Source organism: Blastococcus sp. TF02A-30 (assembly GCF_003319185.1).
GTDB lineage: Bacteria > Actinomycetota > Actinomycetes > Mycobacteriales > Geodermatophilaceae > Blastococcus.
In genome coordinates this window covers 205,830-226,465 of record NZ_QOHJ01000002.1, presented here as the reverse complement: position 1 = coordinate 226,465, position 20,636 = coordinate 205,830, and the positions used below count along the sequence as shown (strand labels likewise).

The following is a 20,636-nucleotide window of genomic DNA, read 5'->3' as shown; positions in this document are numbered from 1 at the left end:
GTCAGCGGCCGATCTGGCTCACCAGCACGATGAACAGGAAGACCAGCACGATGACCGCGATGAACACCGCGGGGATGAGCAGCCGGCCGCGCTTCCGGCCGGCCCCGGACGACATCCCGGTCGGGTGATCGGGCTCGTCGTCGGGCGGAGGGCTGGACGAGGGGTGCATGCGACCTCCTGCGGCCGGACGCGGGTGGGACCTGTCGTGTCATGCCCACCCGGTCGGGTCCCACTCCTCGCGCGGGGGTGCCGCGACCGGCGTGCGCAGCGGTACCGTCGGGAACCACGGCATTCGCCGCGACCGTCCCCAGGAGGCACCCCGTTCCCGCTCAGCACGGACGATGCGCCGAAGCCCACCTCGGCTGCCCCTGCCGGGGCGACGAGTCCATCCACGAGCAGCGCAGCGCGCAGCTCGCCGCGGCCCGCGCCGACGCGGAGGGACCGCAGGAGTGCCCCGAGTGCGGCGGCCCGGCCACGCCTGTGCAGATCGTCAGCTGGGGCCACTGCCGCCCCTGCCGGACGGCGCAGTCGCGGTCCATCCAGCCGCTGCGCTGGTAGCGGCGGCGGTGACGGGAGACGATCGGGCCATGACCACGGCCACCTGGAACGGCACCGTCATCGCCGAGTCCGACGACATCGTCACCGTCGAGGGCAACGCCTACTTCCCGCGCGAGGCGGTGCGCGACGACGTCCTGCGCCCCTCGGACACGCACACCGTGTGCCCCTGGAAGGGCACCGCCTCGTACTTCAGCCTCGAGGTGGACGGCGCGGTCAACCGCGACGCCGCCTGGTTCTACCCGGAACCGAAGGACGCCGCCCGCGAGATCACCGGCCGGGTCGCCTTCTGGAAGGGCGTCGAGGTCCGCTGACCCCCGCGCCGGCTCAGCTGCCGGGCCGGGCGCCGGCCAGCTCACGGGCCGAGGCGGCGGCGTCGGCGTCGAGCTGGTCGGAGAGCGACGCGACGTAGGTGTCGTACGCGGCCTGCGGCGAGGTGCCCAGCGCGGCGCCGATCTGCTCCCAGCCGGCCCCGCCGCGCAGCGCCGCGCGGATGCCGATGATCCGGCTGTCGTGCGCCTTGCGGGCCACGACCTCGCCCAGGGCCAGCAGCTCCAGCGACTCGGCGACGTCGAGCTGCATCGGCGCGTCCTTGAGCGACGCGGCCCAGGAGTCGTCGTCGGTGTCCTGCACGGTGTTGAGGGTGGTGGCGCCGTCGTCGCGGCGGCTCAGGAAGTCCAGGCGGGTGGCGGCCGTGGGGAGCGAGAACTCCGCCTCCAGCGCCTCGGGGGTGATGCTCATGCCCGAGGGTGTCCCCCGCCGCGTCGGCGCGCCAAACGGCCCGGGACGCATGTCACGCCATCGGGGTGGTCACCTCACGGCGCGCACGCGCGAGGGCCCGCACCCCCGGGCGGGGATGCGGGCCCTCGTGCGCGTGGATGGCGTCAGCTCGAGACGCCCACGGCCTCCTTGGCCAGGTCGGCCAGGCGGGTCTGCGCGGCGCTGGCCACGTTCGACCGGTTCTTGTGGGTCTCCTCGTAGCGGATGATCACGTTGATGTCGTGCGGCGTGTCCAGCTGCTTGATCGCCTTGACCGCGTCGTTCACGGCCAGCGAGTCGTAGCCCTTGATCGGCAGCTCGTCGGCGGTGACGTCGCCGAGCTCCTCGCGGGCGGCCTTGGCGACGTCGGCGGCGTCCTTGTTGCCCTCCCGCCGGGCGATCCGCTCGGCGCGGCGCAGGCCGGCGGCCCGGCTCACGGTCAGCGTCTCGCGGACGGCACCGGTCAGCGCGGCGGCGCGGTCGGCCACGGCGCCGAAGCGCTCGGTGGTCTCCTCACCGGCGTGCTGCACGGTCTCGACGGCGGTGTTCACCGTGTTGTGCACGAAGCGCACGGGCGCGCCCGCGGCGCGGGCGACGGTGCCGGCGACCTTCTGCAGCGGGGTGGCCACCAGCGCGGCCGGGCCGCCGAGGGCCTCCTCGGCCAGGACGACGGTCAGCCACTCGACGGTCGCCTCGTGGGCGCCGATCAGCTTCTCGGCCAGGCGCTGGACCTTGGTCTCGCCGGCCTTCTCGGCCAGCACCTTGAGGTAGGTGGCGCGGTCGAGCAGCTGGTGCTCGAGCTGGAGGTCGGTGAGCAGCGCCTCCTCGATCGGCGCGGCCTGCTCGAAGGTGGCCTTGAGGACCGCCTGCAGCCGGCCGATGGCGGGGGTGACGACGTCGGGCACGCCACCCACCGAGCGCAGCGCCTCGGTGATCTCGAAGGAGCGCGCGGCGGCGTTGTCGGCGTTCTGGGTGAGCTCGCGGCGGACGGCGTCGGTGCGGGCCTGGGAGATCCGCGTCCGCGCGACCTGCTCCTCGGTCTGCGTGAGCAGGACGAGAGCGCGCAGCTGGTTCTGGATCTTGGACGTGTGGGTCATGACGGGAAAACACTCCGGTGGTCGAGTGGCCCCGGTGCAGGGACCCAGCCCGAGCGTGCGGGGGCTGGGGGCAGCGGGGTCCTTCTGCTGACATCAGAGGGGTGCCCCGGATCCACGGAGTGCTAACTCCAGCAAGCGGATTGCTAGCAGTGAGACGGGTCACGCGGAACGGCGGCGTCCCGGGGCGCCGTTGCCCCGGGGACGCCGCACGCGCCTCAGACCGCCGTCGGGACCGACTCGCGCGGGCCGGGACGGCGCGGGGTGACGCGGAAGCGCAGGACCGGCTGGGTCATGTCGTCGGTGATCTCGTACGGCGGGCGCGGGGCCAGCCGGACGGCGCGGACCGGGGCGAGCGAGGGCGGCATGCGCTTCCCGCAACCGACGCAGAACCGGCCGCGCTGCTCGACCGCGCCGCAGTGCGCACAGGACATGGGTGCCTCCCCGAGGACATGGTGACGACGTGCTGACAGGGCGTGACACTGGCAGCCCGGATCGCCGTAGCGGGCCGGTTCCGGCTCGGTGGGACGACCTGTCATCGAACCGTCATGCAGATGACCGGGCCGGCGCTCAGGCCCGGCCGAGCACGTCCCGCAGCCGGTCCAGGAACGGCAGCTGGCCCTTGACCAGCTTGGTGCAGGCCTCCTCGAGGCCGAACCAGGCGGCCCGGTCGATCTCGGGGAACTCCTGGACCCGCCCGGACCGCGGCGGCCACTCCAGCTCGAAGGTGTTGCTCACGCAGGCCGCGGCGTCCAGGTCGCCCTCGCCGGCCCAGATGCGGAGCACCTTGCCCGAGGCGCGCACCTCCCCCAGCGGCACGAGGTCGCCCGCCGGAACGGGCGAGCCGAGTTCCTCCTCGAACTCGCGGTGCGCCACGGCCAGCGGTTCCTCGTCGGGGCCGTGCTCGCCCTTGGGGATCGACCAGGCGCCGTCGTCCTTGCGCGCCCAGAACGGGCCGCCCATGTGCCCGAGCAGCACCTCGGTGCCGCCCGGGCCGCGCCGGTGCAGCAGGATCCCCGCGCTCGTCCTGGCCACCCGGTCAGCCTGTCAGAGGTGCGGCAGCGCCTCGGCGAGGGAGACGACGTCGGCGTACTTGGCGTCGAGGTCGGCCAGGTTCGCCTCGTGCAGCTGCGGCGTGCGGTCGGCGCAGGCCTCCCGCACCACCTGCGGCCGGAACCCGGAGTTGAGCGCGTCCATCGCCGTGGCCCGCACGCAGCCCGACGTCGACACCCCACCGAGAACCAGGGTGTCGACGCCCAGCGTGCGCAGCGTGCTGGCCAGCGGGGTGCCGAAGAACGCCGACGCGTACTGCTTGAGCAGCACCGGCTCCCCGGGCGCCGGCTGCACCGCGAACCCGCCCCAGTCGCCCGGCGCCCCCTCGGCGAAGGCGGCCAGCGCGGGCACCTTGCGGACGAACAGCCCGCCGTCGGAGAGGTCCGCGGTGTACCGGACGCCGGTCCACAGCACCGGGTGACCGCCCGCCCGGGCGGCGTCCACCAGGGAGGTGACCGCCGCGACCGCCGTCGCCGGCTCCGGCAGGGCGAACGGGCCCTCCGGCTCGGTGTAGGCGCGGACCAGGTCGATGACGAGGACCGCGGGCCGCCTCCCCCAGCCGACCCGGCCGGAGAAGGCGGACCCGTGCGGCCCGGGCGCCGGTTCCGGCTCGCTCATCCGGCCCACACCGGGCGCTTCGGCGCGGGCAGTCCGGTCTCCTCCTCGCACCGGGCCAGCAGCTCCTCGATCGGCGGGCCCATGTCGAACACCGGCAGCTCGGCCGGGCGGTCGGCGCGCAGCTGCTCGCGCAGCTGCCGGGTCGCCTCGTCGTCCACCGTGCCGGCCTCGTCGACGACCACGCCGTACCGGCGGGCGCCCTCGGCGGTGACCAGCCCACGGCGCACCTCCAGCCCGACCAGGGCGGGGTCGCGCTCCAGCGGGTCGCCCCAGCCGCCGCCGCCCCAGGTGACGAAGTGCAGGACGTCACCGGGCTGCACCGGCACGTCGTGGCACTTGCTGGGCAGCACCTGGCGGGTGCCGTCGGCGCGCTCCAGCCACTTGGTGCCGCGGGTGCCCGGCTGCCCGCCGTTGACGCCCCACGGGTAGGTGAGCCAGCGGTCGTCGTGGATGGCGATGGTGCCCGGCTCCTCGAAGACGTAGGTGACGTCGACGCCGTTGCCGCCGCGGTGCAGACCGGCGCCGCCGGTGTCGGGCACGGTCACCCACTGCTCGATCCGCAGCGGGTAGTAGGACTCCAGGTACTCGCACGGGATGTTGGTGAAGCTCGGCCACAGCGAGTGCCCGTCCGGCCCGTCGCCCAGCGGCCGGCCGGGGATGCCGCCGAAGCCGATCGAGTACAGCTGGAACCACTCGCCCTTCCGCTCCCCCGACGAGTAGTTGCCGGAGTACATGAAGTGCGGCGAGGACGAGAACCCGGCCGCGTTGAGCAGCGCCGGGTTGGTCTGGCCGAGCAGCCCGCCGAACAGGTCGAAGACCCGGCCGATGCCGTGGTTGCGGCCGTTGAGCGCGGCCGGGAACTTCGGCCGCCAGTACGAGCCCTCCGGGATCGTGACGTCGACCAGCGGGTAGAAGCCGTCGTTCCAGAGGATCTGCGGATCGGCCACGGTGATCATGTAGATCCCGAAGAACATCCGGGTCAGGTTCTCGTTGATGAAGTAGTTGATCGGCCCGACCGCCTGCGGCGAGGAGCCGGTGAAGTCGATGTGCACCTTGTCGCCGGTGCGGGTCAGCGACATCTTCAGCTCGTAGGGCCCGTAGCCCACGCCGTCGTCGCAGATGTAGTCGGTGAACGAGAGGGTGCGCCCCTCCTCGAACACGACCGACAGCAGCACCTTCATGGCGTCGTAGTTGCGCTGCAGCAGCGCGTCGAGCGCCGACAGGTAGGTGCCGGTGCCGAACCGCTCGCACATCTCCACGACCCGGCGGGCGGCGGTGCGGCAGGCGGCCACCAGCCCGTTGAGGTCGGCCCGGTTCCAGTCCGGCTTGCGCACCTGGTTGAGCACGATGCGCAGCGCGTCGTCGTTGAGCACGCCCTTGCGGTAGAGCTTGAAGGGCGGGATGACCACGCCCTCCTCGAAGATCGTGGTCGCGTCCGTCGGCATCGACGACGGCGTCTTCCCACCGACGTCGGACATGTGCCCGAACATCGACGACCAGCCCACGACCCGGCCCTCGTGGAAGATCGGCACGACGACCAGCCAGTCGTTGGCGTGGCTGATCGCGGCGCCGCACGAGTACGGGTCCGACGTCAGCAGGACGTCGCCCTCCTCGATCGTGTCGGCGAAGCCCTCGAGGAAGTCGGGGATGGAGAGGCCGAACTGGCCGACGACCATCTTCCCCTCGGGGTCGCCGATCAGCGGGAACTCGTCGTGCTGCTCGCGGATGCCCGGGCTCAGCGCCGTCCGGAAGAGCACCTCGTCCATCTCGTAGCGGGCGTTGCGCAGCCCGTTCTCGATGAGGTCGAGGGTGACCGGGTCGACCTCCACCTTCTCGACGGTGCCGGTCGCGGTCTCGACGATCGTCGCCATGTCTCAGCCCTCCACGGGGGTGATCAGCAGGCTGCCCGCCGGGTGCACGGTGGCCACGTGGCCGGGCAGGACGAGGGTGGTGGAGTCCATCTCGGTGACGATCGCGGGACCGGTCACCACGTCACCGGCGCGCAGCTTCGCCCGGTCGTAGACGCCGGCCGGCACGTGCTCGCCGCCGACGTAGATCGTGTGCTCCTGCACGAGGGCGCCGGCCGGGTCGCCGTCCCCCTCCGGCAGCGTCACCGGCGCGACGTCCGGCTTGGGGCCGGTGACCGTGGCGCGGGCGTTGACGATCTCGTGGTCGACGTCGAGCAGGAAGCTGAACAGCCGCTCGTGCTCGGCGTCGAAGGTGCGCGCCACGGCGTCCAGGGCGGTGCCGGGGTCGTCGAGCCAGGCGGGGTCGACGTCGACCGGGATCTCGAAGCCCTGGCCGTGGTAGCGGACGTCGACCTGGTAGCCGGTGGTCTGCTGCTCGGGCGCCAGCCCCTGCTCGGTGAGCCGCCGGCCGGCGTCCGCGGCGAGCCCGCGCAGGATCTCGACGACGTCGCTCCCCGACAGCTCGCCGAACCGCCGCAGCACGGTGCGGGCGGACTCGTCGCGCCGGCTGGTGGTCGCGTCGCCCAGGGCGTTGAGGATGCCGGGCGCGGGCGGGACGATCACCGGCCAGGCACCGGTCAGCCTGCCGAGCGCGTTGGCGTGCAGCGGGCCGGCGCCCCCGAAGGCGACCAACGCGAAGTCGCGCGGGTCGAAGCCCTGCTGCACCGAGACCAGCCGGACGCCGCCGAGCATGTTCTCGTTGACGATGTCGATGATCCCGGCGGCCGCGGCCTCGACCGAGTCCAGCCCCATCGCCTCCGCCACCTTGCCCACCGCGGCGCGGGCGGCCTCGACGTCCAGCGAGATCTCGCCGCCGGCCAGCGTCGTCGGCAGGTAGCCGAGGACGACGTTGGCGTCGGTGACGGTGGGCTCGACCCCGCCGCTGCCGTAGGCGGCCGGGCCCGGGTCGGCGCCGGCGGACTGCGGGCCGACGCGCAGCGCGCGGGTCAGCTCGGGCACGTGCGCGATCGAGCCGCCGCCAGCACCGACGGTGCGGACGTCGACGCTGGACGAGCGGACGACGAGGTCACCGACCTTGGTCTCCCGCCCGATCCGCGGGTTCAGGTCCTGCACCAGGCCCACGTCGGTCGAGGTGCCGCCCATGTCGAAGGTGATGACGTCGCGGTGCCCGGCCTGCTCGGCGGCCCACACAGCGCCGGTCACCCCGCCCGCGGGGCCGGACAGCAGCAGGCTGACCGGGGCGTCGATGGCCGTGTCGGCCGAGGAGAGCCCGCCGTCGCTGCGCAGGATGGCCAGCTCGCCGGCGACGCCGCCCTCGGCCAGCTGCCCGGCGAGGTTCTGCACGTACTTCTTCACCTGCGGCTGCACGTAGCCGTTGGCCACCGTGGTGAGGGTGCGCTCGTACTCGCGCAGCTCGGGCAGCACGTCGGAGGAGAGCGACACCGGGATGCCGGGGAGCAGCTCTGCGGCGATCTCGGCGACCCGCTTCTCGTGCGCGGGGTCGGCGAAGGAGTTGATCAGGCTGACCGCCAGGGCCTGGATGCCGGCGCTCTGCAGTTTCGCCAGCTGGGCGCGGACGTCGTCCTCGTCCAGCTCGCGGACCACGGAGCCGTCGCTGGCGATCCGCTCGTCGATCTCGACGGTGTTCTCCAGCGCGGCCAGCGGCTCGGGCTTGGGCCAGATGATCCAGCCGGCCAGCCCGCCGGGGACGAAGGAGCGGGCGATCTGCAGCACCTGGCGGAAGCCCTTGGTGGTGACCAGCCCGACCCGTGCGCCCTTGCCCTCGAGGATCGCGTTGGTCGCGACCGTGGTGCCGTGCAGCACCTGCGCGACCTCGGCGAGCTCGATGCCCGCCTCGGCGCAGACCTGCTCGATGCCGTGGAGCACGCCGACGGCCTGGTCGGCCGGGGTGGAGGCGGTCTTGTAGCGCCAGGTGCTGCCGGTGCCCTCCTCCACCAGCAGGACGTCGGTGAACGTGCCTCCGACGTCGACTCCGAGCCGGTAGCTCATGAGGCCTCCTCTTCCTGGGGGTGCGGACTGGTCGCTGCGCGGGCTGCCTGTGCGGTCGCGGCCCGGACCATGACGGCGCGGGCGTTGCAGATGTGCGCGGTCATCACCGCGCGGGCCCACCCCGGGTCGCGGGCGCGCAGGGCGGCGACCATCTCGAGGTGGTGGGCGAGGCTGCGGCGCAGCGACTCGGGGTCGTAGGCGTGGAAGTTGCGCCGGACGATCGGCGGGTGGATGGCGGCCGCCAGCGCCGCGGCCAGGGTCGGGTGCCCGGCGAGGGCGACCAGCCGGTCGTGGAAGACGCGGTTGAGCGGGACGAGGGCGTCGAGGTCCTGCTCCGGGCCGGGGGTGCCGACGGCGAGCATCCGGTGCGCCAGGTCGTCGAGCTCCGCCACGTCCCGCTCGCCCGCGTTCGGGACGGCGAACCCGGTCAGCTGCGGCTCCAGGGAGAGCCGGAGGTCGAAGACGCCCTCCAGCTCGGCGACGGTCCAGGTGGCGACCCGCGCGCCGCGGTTCGGGGTGATCTCGACCAGGCCCTCGGCGGCCAGCCGGGTGAGCGCCTCGCGGACCGGCGTCCGGCTGACCCCGAGCCGCTCGGCCAGCTCCACCTCGCCGAGCCGCGCGCCGGGGGCGAGCTCGGCGGCGAGGATCAGCTCGCGCAGCTCGTGCAGCGCCCGCTCGGCGGACGTCGTGGGTCGTGTCACCGGTCACACCCCCTCGGAAATTGTGTGCAAACCTAGGGCCGCCGGGTTCCGAGAAGCATCGCCTGGCCGTAAATTCCGTGTGACTGCATACAACGAGGGGGCCGACGTGGCGGATCTGCTGAGCAACGCACGGGCACCGCGGGCCCGGCTGCGCGAGCTGCTGAGCGGCCCGGAGCCGCTGATCGCACCCGGGGCGTACGACGCGCTGTCCGCCCGCCTGGTCGAGCAGGCCGGGTTCGGGGCGGTCTACATGACCGGCTTCGGGACGACGGCCTCGCTCATCGGCCGCCCCGACGTGGGGCTGCTGACCGGGTCGGAGATGGTCGACAACGCGCGGCGGATCGTCGCCGCCGTCGACGTCCCGGTGATCGCCGACGCCGACACCGGCTACGGCAACGCGATCAACGTCGTCCGCACCGTGCAGCTGTACGAGCAGGCCGGCGTGGCCGCGCTGCAGCTGGAGGACCAGGTCTCGCCGAAGAAGTGCGGGCACATGTCCGGCAAGCAGGTGATCCCCACCGAGGAGATGTGCGGGAAGATCCGCGCCGCCGTGGCCGCGCGCCGCGACCCCGACCTGCTGGTCATCGCGCGCACCGACGCGGTCGCCGTCTCCGGTGTGGACGACGCCATCGCCCGGGCACGCGCCTTCGCCGACGCCGGCGCAGACGTGCTGTTCGTCGAGGCGCCGACGTCGGAGGACGACATCGCGCGGGTGGCCGAGGAGCTGCGCGGCACCGCTCCCCTGCTGTTCAACTGGGCCGAGGGCGGCAAGACGCCGGGGCTGTCCTACGAGCGGATCACCGAGCTCGGTTTCTCGCTGGTCATCTACCCGATCGGCACGCTGCTGGCGGCGACCGCGGGCATGCGGACACTGCTGGGCACGCTGAAGAAGGACGGCGTCCCGGCGCTGGACGACGTCCCGACGTTCGGGGAGTTCACCGACCTGATCGGGCTCCCGGAGGTGCAGGAGCTCGAGCAGCGGTTCCGCTGAGCCGCGCGGTCAGACGAGCGTGGTCTCGGTGACGCCGACGCTGCGCCAGTACTCGTTGAGCGCGTTGTTGGTCTTCACGAACCAGATGAACGGTCCGACGAGGATGAAGACACCGGGGAAGAACCACAACCCGGTGAGGGCGCTGACCGGCGGCTGCTGACCGCGGCGGGCGTAGAGCTGGCCGACCTCGTTGCTCAGCAGGAACGGCGAGACGACGCCGAAGATGATCGCGATGACGAGGGCGAGGACGCCGCCCAGGCCCTCGCCGCTGTGCCGCTTCAGCTCCTCGTGGGTCTGGTAGTAGTACACGAACGCCCAGATCCCGAGGGTGACGATGACCAGCAGGATCGTCATGCCCGTGGGGCGCATGCGCCCCGGCTGGCGGGTGGGCTGCGCCTGCTGCGCCCACGCCGGGACGCCCGGCATCGGCTGGCCGGCGTAGCCCGACGGCGACCCGTACCCCGGCGGTTGGCCGGGCTGCCCGTACTGCTGGCCCTGGCCGTACTGCTGCTGGTGCTGCCCGTAGGCCGGCGGCGGGGGCGGCGGGGAGGTCGGCTGCTGCGCGGTCGCGTCGTCGCGCGGCGGTGGCGGCGGTGCGGGGAACGGGGGCTCGGGCGTGCTCATGGCTGCTCCTCCCAGGGGTCCTGGTCCCGATCGTGGCACCGGACGCCGCCGTGCGGGAGTGCCCAGCTGCCCTGATCAGCGGCCGCGCCACACCGGCGCGCGCTTCTCCAGCCGGGCGGCGATGCCCTCCTTGCGGTCCTCGCTGAGGTAGGGGTTGGGGCCGACGTCGAGCCGGAGCGCCTGCCAGAGCGGGAGCTCGAGACCCTTGACCGCGGTCTCCTTCATCCGCCGGACGCTGATCGGGGCGTTGGCGGCGATCTGCTCGGCGAGCGCGACCGCCGTGGGCACCACCTCGTCGCGGGCCACGAGGCGATTGACCAGCCCCCAGCGGGCGGCGTCCTCGGCGGTGACGTACTCGCCGGTGAGGAGCAGCTCCATGGCGATGCCCATGGGGATGCGCTTGGGCAGGACGACGGAGCCGAAGTTGGCGCCCATGCCGATCTTCGCCTCGGGCAGGCCCAGCTGGACGTCCGGCGAGGCCACCCGCAGGTCGCAGGCCAGCGCCAGCTCGAACCCGCCGGCGACGGCGGGACCGTTGAGCGCCGCGACGATCGGCACCGGCGTCTCGGTGACCACCTCGAACAGCGAGCGGGTGGGCCGGTTCATCGGCGGCCGGAAGCGCTCGCCCCGCTGGTCCTGCTCGCGGATCTCCTTGAGGTCGAAGCCGGCGCAGAACGCGGGGCCGTTGCCGGTGAGCACGATGGCGCGCACCTGCCCGCCCTCCGCGGCGTCCAGCAGGGCCTCGACCAGGTCGGCCTGCAGCTCGGAGGAGAGCGCGTTGCGCCGCTCGGGGCGGTCGAGGGTGAGCAGGCGCAGGTGCCCGCGGTCCTCGACGACCAGACCCGACTCGTGCCGCACCGGTTCACCCATGCAGCACTTCTACCGCGGCGACCCGCACGCGGGCGCGCCGGGGCGGGCGTCCGTCCAGGACGCCTGCCCCGGCGCGGGGCGTGCGACGACGGTCCAGCCGCCGTCAGGCCAGGACGAGGAAGGGTTCGCCGATGAGGATCTCGGTGCCGTCGGGGCGGTAGGTGTGCCATCGGCCGGCGGGATCTCGTTCGATCCGGAACCCGTGGTGGACCTTGGTGTGGTGCCGTTCGCACAGCAGCCCGGAGTTCTCCAGGGTGGTCTCGCCGCCGAAGAGCCATTCGAAGAGGTGGTGCACGTCGCACCACCACGACGGGGCGTCGCAGCCGGCGAACACGCAGTGCCCGTCGCGCTGCTCCACCGCCCGGCGCAGCCCGGGCGGGGCGACCCGCTGCTCCCGACCCAGGTCCAGGGGTTGGGAGTCCGGGCCGAGCACGATCCGGGTGACCTGCCCGTCGCAGGCCAGCCAGCGGGCCTTGGCCGCGGAGATCACCGCCCCGAACCCGGTGCGCCCCGCGCCCTGCCCGACGGCGGGGTCGACCAGGTCCGCGAGCGGCACGGTGACCGCGACCTGGGGTTTGCGGGTGCGCAGCACCGGCAGCGTGGCCGAGGCCAGCGCGTTGTCGCACAGCTGCACCAGCGCGTCGGCCTGCCGCTGGGACCGGCTGCGGGTGTCCCCGGCCGGGCGGGAGGCCTGCAGGATCGCCTCGACCGCGGCGATCAGCTTCTCCCCGCCGACCGCGTCCAGCTCGAACCGGCCGGCGATGCTGCCGTCGTCGTGCCGCGACCAGGCCAGCCGCCGGGACTCGGTCGGGTCGGGCTCCGGCCCGTCGGGGTCCAGCCTGGCCAGGTAGTGCGCGACCACCTGCCGCACCTCGGCGTGCGGCCGGGTGGCCGCCACCCCCGCGAGCAACCGGTCCACCTCACCGACGTCCACGCCCTGCTCGGCCGCGGCGGCGAGATTGCCCGGTTCCACCACCGGCGCCACCGCCGCCAGCGCCTCCACCGGCAGCGCACCCGCCGACGCTGCCCCAGCAACCGCCGGGAGCTGTTCCAGCGCCCGGCCCGCCTTCACCAGCTGGTTCGCCGCACCGGCCGGCAGCCGCGCGTGCCCGCGCAGCCAGGACGCCATCGTCGCCTTGCCGTCGTGCTCGCCGGCCCCGGCGACCTCGCAGCGGCGGGTGGTGCGCGCCAGCTCCGTGTTCAGCCGGTTGACCGACCGCAGCAGCAACGACTCCCGGTCCAGCAACACCGGGCCGGGCAGCTCGCCCGAACCCTCAGCGGCCAGCGCATCCAGAGCGCCGGTCAGGCACTCCACGGGAGTCGCACAGACGGTCGAACACATGTGCGAAGTCTACCCGCAGATGCGACATGACGCCCGACGTTTCCCCAGGTCAGCAGCCTGTCCACGGATCGCGCAGACCCCTTGACAGGGCCACCTCAGTCGCGGTTGCGAACCACCATCGTGATGCCGGTGCCGATGGCCAGGACGGTCCCCGGGACGGCCAGCCACATCGGCCAGAAGTAGGTCGCCTCGCCATTGCCGAGGCTCACGAGCAGCCAGACGGTGACGTTGACGGCCACCACGCTGGCCCAGATCGTCCAGAGGATCTTCAGCGCCAGCGGCACCCCCGCTGTCGAGCGCACGACCTCGTCCACCGACGGCACCCACTGCGTGGGCACCCCAGCCACGGGCGCAGCAGCCGGTCGCGTCGCCGGCAGGTCCACGAACAGCCGGTCGAGGTCCCCGTAGGTCACCGCCGAGTAGGCCTCGGCCAGCCGCCGGTCGTACTCGGCCAGGTCCAGCCGGCCCTCGTCGTGCGCGGCGCGCAGCCGGTCGGCAGCGGTCTGCCGGTCGGCGTCGGCCGCCCGCAGGTCGGGCGCGTGCGTCATCCCACCTCCCGGGGATCGGGGAAGCACATCGTCGCACCGGGCCGCCGGACGCGGAACCGGATCAGACGGTGGACAGCTCGGGGCAGGTGGCGCGGAAGTGGCCGGTCCCGAAGCAGTGCTCGCAGATCGCCGGCCGTGCGCCCGGGATGCGCCCGGCGGCCAGCAGGTCCTGCGGCGAGGTGGGCTTGAGGTCGGCGAAGTGGTCGGGCAGCCCCACGGCCTGCGCGGCGGTCCGCAGCTTGCGGATCTCGGCCGCGGTGAGGATGTCGTCCTCCAGCGCCAGCTCGCGCAGCGACTCGAGGAACTGCCGGTGCAGCTCGGCCACCTGGGCGGCGCCCAGCCCGGCCGACCCCGCCAGGCGGGCCAGCTCGCGCGCCTCGGTGCCCACGATCCGCCCGTCCTCGAGCGCGATCGCCAGCGACTCGAGGTAGCGCTGCGCGTCGCCGTCGCGGGGGTCGGCGGCCGAGAGCGGCAGCCGCGCCATCAGCGACGCCATCCACCCCTCGCTCCCCCGCCGCAGCTCGACGGCGCGGGTCAGCGGCCGGACCTCCCGCGGCAGCTGCGGCATCCGGCGGAAGCCGACCGGGTACTGCAGCGGCCGGCCGACGGCGCGCAGCATGTGCGGCAGCAGCGCCGCCACGGTCCGGACGTCGCCGAGGGCCGCGTGCGCGTCGACGGTCGGGATCCCGGCGTAGCGGGCCAGCGTCGTCAGCTTGTGGTTGGGCGCGCGCAGCGTGCGGCGGGCCAGCCAGAGCGTGCACAGCGCCGGGCTCATCGGCGGCAGCACGCCGGCGCGGGCGAACTCCGCTGCGAGAAAGCGGTCCTCGAACGCGGCGTTGTGCGCGACGACGACGGCGCCCTCCATGCGGGCGAGCAGCTCGCCGGCGATCTCCTCGAACCGCGGCGCGTCGCGGATGTCGGTGTTGGAGATGCCGTGCACGAACACCGGGCCGACGTCGCGGCCCGGGTGCACCAGCGTGGCGTACTCGTCCTCGATGCGGCCGGAGGCGTCGACCCGGGCGATCGCCACCTCGACGACGCGGTCGCCGCCAGCAGGCGAGAAGCCGGTGGTCTCGACGTCGACGATCGCGTACGGCCCGGGCAGCACGTGCCCGGCGACGTCGCCGCCGTAGCTGAACAGCCGGCCGGCCTGACCGGGTGCGGCGAACTCCAGCGGCTGCCGCGGCAGGTCCACCGGGGTGACGTCGAAGCGGGCGGTGGCGTCGTCGTCCAGCGGGACGACGGGACGCGACACGGCCCCGCCGGCCGGACGCGGAGCCGGCACCGCCGGGCGGGAGGCCGGCGTCCGGTTGGTCGAGCGGATCGACCGGAGGAGCGCGATGAGCATCCCGATCCCCACCACCAGGCAGACGACGACCAGGACCGCGACCATGAACCTCTCCCCACGACGGAACGACGGCCTCATCGTCGGCCGCGCACCCGCGGAATCGGCAGCGACCACGCGGCACGGCACCGTTGCGGCTCATCCCTCGTGTGATCCGCGGCAACGAACGGACGCAGGTGTCACACCCGCCCCACCCGTCGGGGAGCATGAGGGGACCGATCCGTACCAACCGGTAGACAGGTGACATGGAGAGCACTGCCGATCTGGACCTCCGCGACGCCGTGGCGCCGCGGGCGGCGGTCTCCATCGACCTCACGTCGACCCCGGTGCTGAGCTACGCGCTCGCGCACAACCGCCTCCCGGTCGTCTCCCGCCTGGCGCTGACCAGCGACACCACGCTGCGCGGCGCCGTCGTGCGGCTGTCGGTCCGCGACGCCGAGGGGCCGATCGCGCAGGCCGTCGAGCTGCTCGCCGACGTCGACGCCGGCCGTACCACCGTGCTCACCGACGTCGGCCTGGTCATGGACCCGGCGGCGATGCTGCACGTCGAAGAGCAGCGCCCCGGCGTCATCGACGTCGAGGTGATCGCCGACGGCCCCGACGGCAAGCAGGTCGTCGGCGAGGCGAGCAGCAGCGTGCAGGTGCTGGCGGCCAACCAGTGGCTGGCCACTCCCCTGCCGCTGGCGCTGGAGATGCTCGCCGCGCACGTGCAGCCCAACCATCCGGCCGTCACCGCGCTGGTGTCCGACGCCGCGACGCTGCTCGAGGAGCGCACCGGCAGCGGCGCGCTGGTCGGCTACTCGGCCACCGCCGAGCGGGTGGACGAGGTGGTGGCCGCGCTCGCCGAGACGCTGCGCGGCCGCGGCATCCGCTACAGCGAGCCGCCGGTCAGCTGGTCCGACCTGGGCCAGCAGGTCCGTTCGCCGGGCGACGTCCTCACCTGGCGGGTCGGCACCCCGCTGGACCTGGTCGTCGTCCTCGCCGCCGCCGTGGAGCAGGCCGGGATCCGGCCGCTGCTCTGGCTGGCGGAAGGCCACGCGTTCCTGGGCTACTGGCGGGAGGAGCGCAGCGCCGAGTCCGCCGCGACCACCGACGCCGCCGCGCTGGTCAACCTGGTCGACCTCGGGCTGATCGGCCTGGTCGAGACGACGCTGCTCACGAGCGCGGGTGAGGCCGGCGCCGACCTGCACCGCCCGGCCTACGACGGCTGGCTGACCGGCGACCTGGAGAAGGTCCTCGGCGTCACCGACGTGCACCGCGCCCGCCGCGACGGGATCGTGCCGCTGCCGGCCCGCGCCCGCGACGAGGCCGGGGTGCTGCACGTCGTCGAGTACCGGCCGGCCGAGCACAGCGCGCCCGTCCTCCCCGAGGCGACGACGACGGCGTCGAACCGCCCCGAGGCGCCGGCACGCGTGCAGCAGTGGAAGAACGCGCTGCTCGACCTCAGCCTGCGCAACCGGCTGATCAACTACACCGAGCGCTCCGGCCTCGCGCTCACCGTGCCCGGCACCTCGCTGCCGGTGCTCGAGCGGTTCGTGCAGGACGGCACCCCGATCACCCTGCTGCCCGGCGACAAGCTCGCCGCCGTGCAGACCGAGCGCGGGCTGACCAGCGCCGGCGAGCTGCCCGCCGACCAGCTGGCCGAGCTGCTCGTCGAGCGCCGCGAGGTGCACGCCGACGTCACCTCCGGCGGCTACCTGCCCCGCCTGCGCAACCTCGCCTACCGGGCGAAGACGGTGCAGGAGGAGACCGGCGCCAACAACCTCTACCTCGCGCTGGGCTCGCTGGTGTGGGAGCTCGACGGCCGCCCGCTGCGCTCGCCGCTGGTGCTCGTCCCCGTGGTGCTCACCCCGGTCGGCCGCACCGGCACCTACCGGCTGACCCTGGACGAGTCGGGCGCCAGCACGCCGAACTACTGCCTGCTGGAGAAGCTGCGGCAGGTGCACGGGCTGACCGTCCCGACGCTGGCCGACGGCGCCGAGGCCCTCGACCTCGAGGCGTCGCTGGAGGCTGTGCGGGTCGCGCTCGTCGGGCACGGGCTGCCCTACCGGGTCGAGGCGACGGCGGACCTGGCGATCCTGCAGTTCGCCAAGTTCCGGCTGTGGAAGGACCTGGACGAGAACTGGGCCGACTTCGCCCAGAACCCGCTGGTCGCGCACCTGATCGAGGAGCCGAACGAGCCGTTCCGCGACCCCGCGATCGGGTCCGGCGCGTTCGTCGACCTGGACGAGCTGGCCGCGCAGGTCCCCGTGCCGGCCGACGCGTCGCAGCTGCGCGCCATCGCCGAGGCCGGCGCCGGCCGGACGTTCGTGCTCGAGGGCCCGCCCGGCACCGGCAAGTCGCAGACCATCACCAACCTGCTCACCCGCGCGATCGCCGACGGCAAGCGGGTGCTGTTCGTCGCCGAGAAGCGCGCCGCGCTCGACGTCGTCGCCCGGCGGCTGGACGCGGTCGGCATGGGCATGTTCGCCCTCGACCTGCACGACAAGGGCTCCCGCGCCTCGACGGTGCGCGCGCAGATCCGGCTGGCGCTGGAGCACGCGGTGGCCGTCGACGAGCAGGGCCTGGCCGCCGACGACGAGACGCTGCGCTCGGCCCGCCGGATGCTGGCCCGCTACGCCGACCGGCTGCACCAGGAGAACTCGGCCGGCCTGTCGCTGTACACCGCGCGGACGGCGGAGCTGACCGCCGGCACCGAGGTCGCGGCGCTGCCGATCCCGCTGCCGTTCGTGGCCAACGCCCCGGCCGAGGTGCTGCTGCAGGTGCGCCGCGCGCTGGCGCTGCTGCCCGACATCGCCGACCTCACCCGACCGTCGCTGCGCCACCCGTGGGCGTTCGTCGACTCGCCCACCATCGACCTGCCCGCCACCCAGCTGGCCGCCGCCGAGCTCGACGCCGCGGTGCGCGGGGTGGGTGGGCTCGCCGAGCTGGCCGGGGTGCTGCGGCACGCCCGCACGCCGGGCGACCTCGACGCGCTGGTGCACCTGCTCAGCGGGCCGCCGGTGGGCCTCGACGTCCTCGACGACACCTTCGGGCACCGCTGGACGGCGACCACCGGCGCGCTGATCGGCGAGGTCGCCGCCTTCCTCGCCTTCCGCCACCCCGGCATGGACCTGGTCGCGCCCGAGGTGCTGAGCCTCCCGCTGGCCGACATCTACGTGGCCGCGCAGACCGCCGCCGCCTCGTCGTGGTGGGGTCGCCGGCGCCGGCTGATCGCGGTGCGCGACCAGCTCGCCCCGTACCTGCGCCCCGACGCCAAGGTGAAGCCGAAGGACGTCCCGGCGCTGGTCGAGTCGCTGTGGCGGGTGCAGACCGCGGTGCAGCAGATGGCCGCCCGCATCGACGCCGTCCCGGGGCTGACCGTGCCCGAGGGCTGGAACCCGTTCACCGACCCGCGGCTGCCGGAGCGCCAGGTCGAGTGGCTGCGGCTGGCCGGGATCGCCGTCGACGGGTCGACGTCCTTCCACGTGGCGCTGCGCAAGCTGATCGTCGCCGGCATGCCGGCCGGCCCCGAGGCCGCGGCCGCCGTCGCCCGGCTGCGGGACGGGCTGCGCGGGCTGATCGAGGTCTGCCGCAGCAGCGACGACCAGGTCGCCGCCTGGGCCGGGGACGACGGCTTCGTGCTGCGCTGGTCGATGACCCGGCCCGAGCGCGGGATGGACTCGGTGCTGGTGTCGCTGCGCCGCTGGGTCTCCTTCCTCGACACCCTGGAGCCGCTGCGCTTCGCCGGGCTGTTCGACGCCCGCCGGCTGCTGGTCACCGGCGCGATCGCGGCCGACGACGCCGTGCGCGCCTTGGACCGCGGGCTGGCCGAGGCGTCGGTCGCCGAGCGGCTGGACGCCACCGGCCTGGACCTGTTCGACGAGGGCGCGCACGAGAAGGCGATCGCCCGGTTCACCGCGGCGTCGAAGGCGGTGCGCGAGCACCTGACCGCGGCGCTGCCGGCGTCGGTGCTGGCCGCCCGCCCGTTCGACGCCGCCTCGGGCGCCGGCCAGGTCGGCGCGCTGCAGCGCGAGCTGGCCAAGCAGCGCCGCGGGCTGGGTGTGCGCCAGCTGCTGGCGCAGTACGGCGAGCTGATCACCGCGGTGATGCCGTGCGTGCTGGTGTCACCGGACTCGGTGGCCCGCTTCTTCCCGGCCGCGGCCGACCAGTTCGACCTGGTCGTGTTCGACGAGGCGTCGCAGATCCGCGTGGCCGACGCCGTCGGCGCGCTGGGCCGGGCGAAGGCCGCGGTCGTCGTCGGCGACTCCAAGCAGCTGCCGCCGACGTCGTTCCTCGAGCCGACGACCTCCACCGACGAGTCGGTCGAGGTGGACACCGCGGTCGAGGACGAGGAGTCGATCCTCAGCGAGTGCGTGCAGGCGCGGGTGCCGCGGCAGTGGCTGTCGTGGCACTACCGCAGCCAGGACGAGTCGCTGATCGCGTTCTCCAACGCGCAGTACTACGAGAACCGGCTGTCGTCGTTCCCGGCGCCCACCCACGGGCGGGCGTCGTCGGAGCCGGACGGCCGCGGTGTCTCGCTGATGCGGGTGCCCGGCACGTTCCACCGCTCGGGTGCCGGGCGGCTGCTGCGCACCAACCCGATCGAGGCCCGGGCGATCGTGGCCGAGATCCGGCGGCGGTTCGACGCGATCCCGAAGTGGGAGGGCGCCGACGCCGTCCCGTCGATCGGCGTGGTCACCTTCAACGCCCAGCAGCGGGCCTACATCGAGGCCCTGCTGCGCGACGCCGACGACGACCGGCTGGCCGCGGCGCTGGACCGCACCGACGGCGAGGGCCTGTTCGTCAAGAACCTGGAGAACGTGCAGGGCGACGAGCGCGACGTCGTCTTCTTCTCGACCGGCTTCTCGCCGCGCGAGGACGGCACGCTGCCGCTGAACTTCGGGCCGCTCAACCGGGTGGGCGGCGAGCGCCGGCTGAACGTGGCGATCACCCGCGCCCGCCGCCAGGTCGTCGTCTTCTCCTCGTTCGACCCGGACCAGCTGCGTGCCGAGGAGACCTCGTCGGTCGGCATCAAGCACCTGCGCGCCTACCTGGACATGGCCGAGCAGGGCACCGACGTCCTCCCCCGCTCGCCCCGCTCGGCGGCGGTCGTGGACCGGCACCGGGAGCAGATCGCCGCCTCCCTCCGGGAGCGCGGCCTGGTGGTGCGGACCGACGTCGGGCTGTCGGAGTTCCGGGTGGACATCTCCGTCTCCCGCCCGGCCGACCCCGAGACGCCGGTGATGGCGGTGCTGCTGGACGGGCCGTCGTGGGCGCGCCGCGGCACGGTCGGCGACCGCGACGGGCTGCCGGTCGAGGTGCTCGGCGAGATGCTGCGCTGGCCGGTGGTCGAGCGGGTGTGGCTGCCCTCGTGGCTGCTGGACCCCGCCCCGGTGGTCGACCGGCTGGTGGCCGCCGTCGAGGCCGCACCGGTGGTGGCCGCCGCTCCGGTGGCCGAGCCGATCCAGCTGCCGACGGCGGCGCAGGAGTCGTTCAAGGGCGTCGCCGCGCTGCGCTCGTCGGTGACCGCGGCGGTCAGCGCTCCCGCGCCTGCCCCCGCTGCCAAGCCCAAGCCGGCGAGGCCCGTGGTGCGCAAGCCGGCCGGACCGGCGCCGATGGACGGCGAGCAGCCGTTCGTGCCGTGGATCCCGAAGACCGCCGGTGAGAAGTCGGTGCTCGACGAGCTGCCCGCGTCGAAGGCCGCGCGCGTGGTGCGCCGGGTCCTCGCCGCGGGCGTCAAGGCCGAGGGACCGATCCACGTCGACCGGCTGGCCAAGCTGACCGTGGGCGCGTTCGGGCTGAACCGCTCGACCGAGGCGCGCAAGCAGATGCTGCTGTCGCTGCTGCCGCCCTCGGCGGTGGACGGCGACTACCTGTGGCCCGAGGGTGTCACCTCGGAGACCTACGCGGGCTTCCGGCGGCAGGTCTCCGCGACCGACCGGCCGATCGACCACGTGGCGCCGGAGGAGATCGCGAACGCGATGGTGGCGCTGTGCCGCGCGTCGGCCGGGATGGCCCGCGAGGAGCTGCTCACCCAGGCCGCGGCGGTGTTCGGCGTGAAGCGGCGGACCGCCGCGGCCACGCCGGTCCTGGAGAAGGCGCTCCAGCTGGCGCTGGACCGCGGCACGCTCACCGAGCAGCCGAACGGCCTGCTGACCGTCTGAGCCGCGCGCGCGGGTCTTGCCCGCCGCCGCGCCCGCGAGAACCATCGGGTGC

17 protein-coding genes are annotated in these 20,636 nt (G+C 74.0%); 3 read left to right on the top strand and 14 right to left on the bottom strand.

Features of this window, described 5'->3' with window-relative positions; all coding sequences use genetic code 11:
- Position 1: 1 nt before the first annotated feature.
- Positions 2 to 169 carry a hypothetical protein gene (locus DQ241_RS20530; RefSeq protein WP_158545883.1) on the bottom strand — a complete coding sequence of 56 codons (168 nt, stop codon included), beginning with the start codon at positions 167 to 169 and terminating at the stop codon, positions 2 to 4.
- 418 nt (positions 170 to 587) lie between these two features.
- Here DQ241_RS20530 and DQ241_RS05345 point away from each other — a divergent pair, with 418 nt between their 5' ends.
- A complete protein-coding gene (locus DQ241_RS05345) occupies positions 588 to 869 on the top strand; it encodes a DUF427 domain-containing protein (protein WP_113829138.1) in 282 nt (93 codons plus the stop codon).
- A 13-nt stretch (positions 870 to 882) separates the two neighbouring features.
- Here the strand turns inward: DQ241_RS05345 and DQ241_RS05340 are convergent, their stop codons facing one another.
- The 8 genes from DQ241_RS05340 to DQ241_RS05305 form a co-directional block, all read right to left on the bottom strand.
- Positions 883 to 1,296 carry a hypothetical protein gene (locus DQ241_RS05340; protein WP_113829137.1) on the bottom strand — a complete coding sequence of 138 codons (414 nt, stop codon included), beginning with the start codon at positions 1,294 to 1,296 and terminating at the stop codon, positions 883 to 885.
- Positions 1,297 to 1,439: 143 nt separating this feature from the next.
- Positions 1,440 to 2,411 carry a ferritin-like domain-containing protein gene (locus tag DQ241_RS05335; RefSeq protein WP_113829136.1) on the bottom strand — a complete coding sequence of 324 codons (972 nt, stop codon included), beginning with the start codon at positions 2,409 to 2,411 and terminating at the stop codon, positions 1,440 to 1,442.
- Between the two features lie 215 nt (positions 2,412 to 2,626).
- Positions 2,627 to 2,842, bottom strand: coding sequence for a hypothetical protein (locus DQ241_RS05330; RefSeq protein WP_113829135.1), 216 nt, complete (start codon positions 2,840 to 2,842; stop codon positions 2,627 to 2,629).
- 136 nt (positions 2,843 to 2,978) lie between these two features.
- Positions 2,979 to 3,443 (bottom strand): NUDIX domain-containing protein, encoded by a 465-nt coding sequence (locus DQ241_RS05325; RefSeq protein WP_113829134.1) that lies wholly within the window; start codon positions 3,441 to 3,443, stop codon positions 2,979 to 2,981.
- A gap of 12 nt (positions 3,444 to 3,455) precedes the next feature.
- Complete coding sequence (locus tag DQ241_RS05320; RefSeq protein ID WP_113829436.1) at positions 3,456 to 4,079, bottom strand: isochorismatase family protein; 624 nt, start codon at positions 4,077 to 4,079, stop codon at positions 3,456 to 3,458.
- A complete protein-coding gene (locus tag DQ241_RS05315; RefSeq protein ID WP_113829133.1) occupies positions 4,076 to 5,950 on the bottom strand; it encodes a hydantoinase B/oxoprolinase family protein in 1,875 nt (624 codons plus the stop codon). Before DQ241_RS05315 ends, DQ241_RS05320 begins: the two co-directional genes overlap by 4 nt.
- Positions 5,951 to 5,953: 3 nt before the next feature.
- Entirely contained in the window at positions 5,954 to 8,017 is a 2,064-nt protein-coding gene (locus DQ241_RS05310) for a hydantoinase/oxoprolinase family protein (RefSeq protein WP_113829132.1), read from the bottom strand.
- Positions 8,014 to 8,718 carry a GntR family transcriptional regulator gene (locus tag DQ241_RS05305; protein ID WP_113829131.1) on the bottom strand — a complete coding sequence of 235 codons (705 nt, stop codon included), beginning with the start codon at positions 8,716 to 8,718 and terminating at the stop codon, positions 8,014 to 8,016. Before DQ241_RS05305 ends, DQ241_RS05310 begins: the two co-directional genes overlap by 4 nt.
- Positions 8,719 to 8,824: 106 nt before the next feature.
- Here DQ241_RS05305 and DQ241_RS05300 point away from each other — a divergent pair, with 106 nt between their 5' ends.
- On the top strand, positions 8,825 to 9,709 hold the full coding sequence (locus DQ241_RS05300; protein WP_113829130.1) for an oxaloacetate decarboxylase: 885 nt from the start codon (positions 8,825 to 8,827) through the stop codon (positions 9,707 to 9,709).
- Positions 9,710 to 9,718: 9 nt separating this feature from the next.
- Here DQ241_RS05300 and DQ241_RS05295 read toward each other — a convergent pair whose 3' ends face one another.
- From DQ241_RS05295 to DQ241_RS05275, 5 genes are all read right to left on the bottom strand, one after another.
- Positions 9,719 to 10,333, bottom strand: a complete 615-nt coding sequence (locus DQ241_RS05295; RefSeq protein WP_233492221.1) for a DUF4234 domain-containing protein — start codon at positions 10,331 to 10,333, stop codon at positions 9,719 to 9,721.
- Between the two features lie 75 nt (positions 10,334 to 10,408).
- Positions 10,409 to 11,203 carry an enoyl-CoA hydratase/isomerase family protein gene (locus tag DQ241_RS05290; protein ID WP_113829129.1) on the bottom strand — a complete coding sequence of 265 codons (795 nt, stop codon included), beginning with the start codon at positions 11,201 to 11,203 and terminating at the stop codon, positions 10,409 to 10,411.
- A gap of 103 nt (positions 11,204 to 11,306) precedes the next feature.
- Entirely contained in the window at positions 11,307 to 12,545 is a 1,239-nt protein-coding gene (locus DQ241_RS05285) for an HNH endonuclease signature motif containing protein (RefSeq protein ID WP_113829128.1), read from the bottom strand.
- A gap of 95 nt (positions 12,546 to 12,640) precedes the next feature.
- Entirely contained in the window at positions 12,641 to 13,093 is a 453-nt protein-coding gene (locus tag DQ241_RS05280) for a DUF1707 domain-containing protein (RefSeq protein WP_113829127.1), read from the bottom strand.
- A 61-nt stretch (positions 13,094 to 13,154) separates the two neighbouring features.
- Positions 13,155 to 14,486: an exonuclease domain-containing protein gene (locus tag DQ241_RS05275; RefSeq protein ID WP_158545882.1), complete on the bottom strand. Its 1,332-nt coding sequence runs from the start codon at positions 14,484 to 14,486 to the stop codon at positions 13,155 to 13,157.
- Positions 14,487 to 14,683: 197 nt separating this feature from the next.
- On the opposite strand from DQ241_RS05275, the gene DQ241_RS05270 reads away from it, so the two are divergent.
- A complete protein-coding gene (locus DQ241_RS05270) occupies positions 14,684 to 20,584 on the top strand; it encodes a DUF4011 domain-containing protein (RefSeq protein ID WP_113829125.1) in 5,901 nt (1,966 codons plus the stop codon).
- The last annotated feature ends 52 nt before the right edge of the window (positions 20,585 to 20,636 follow it).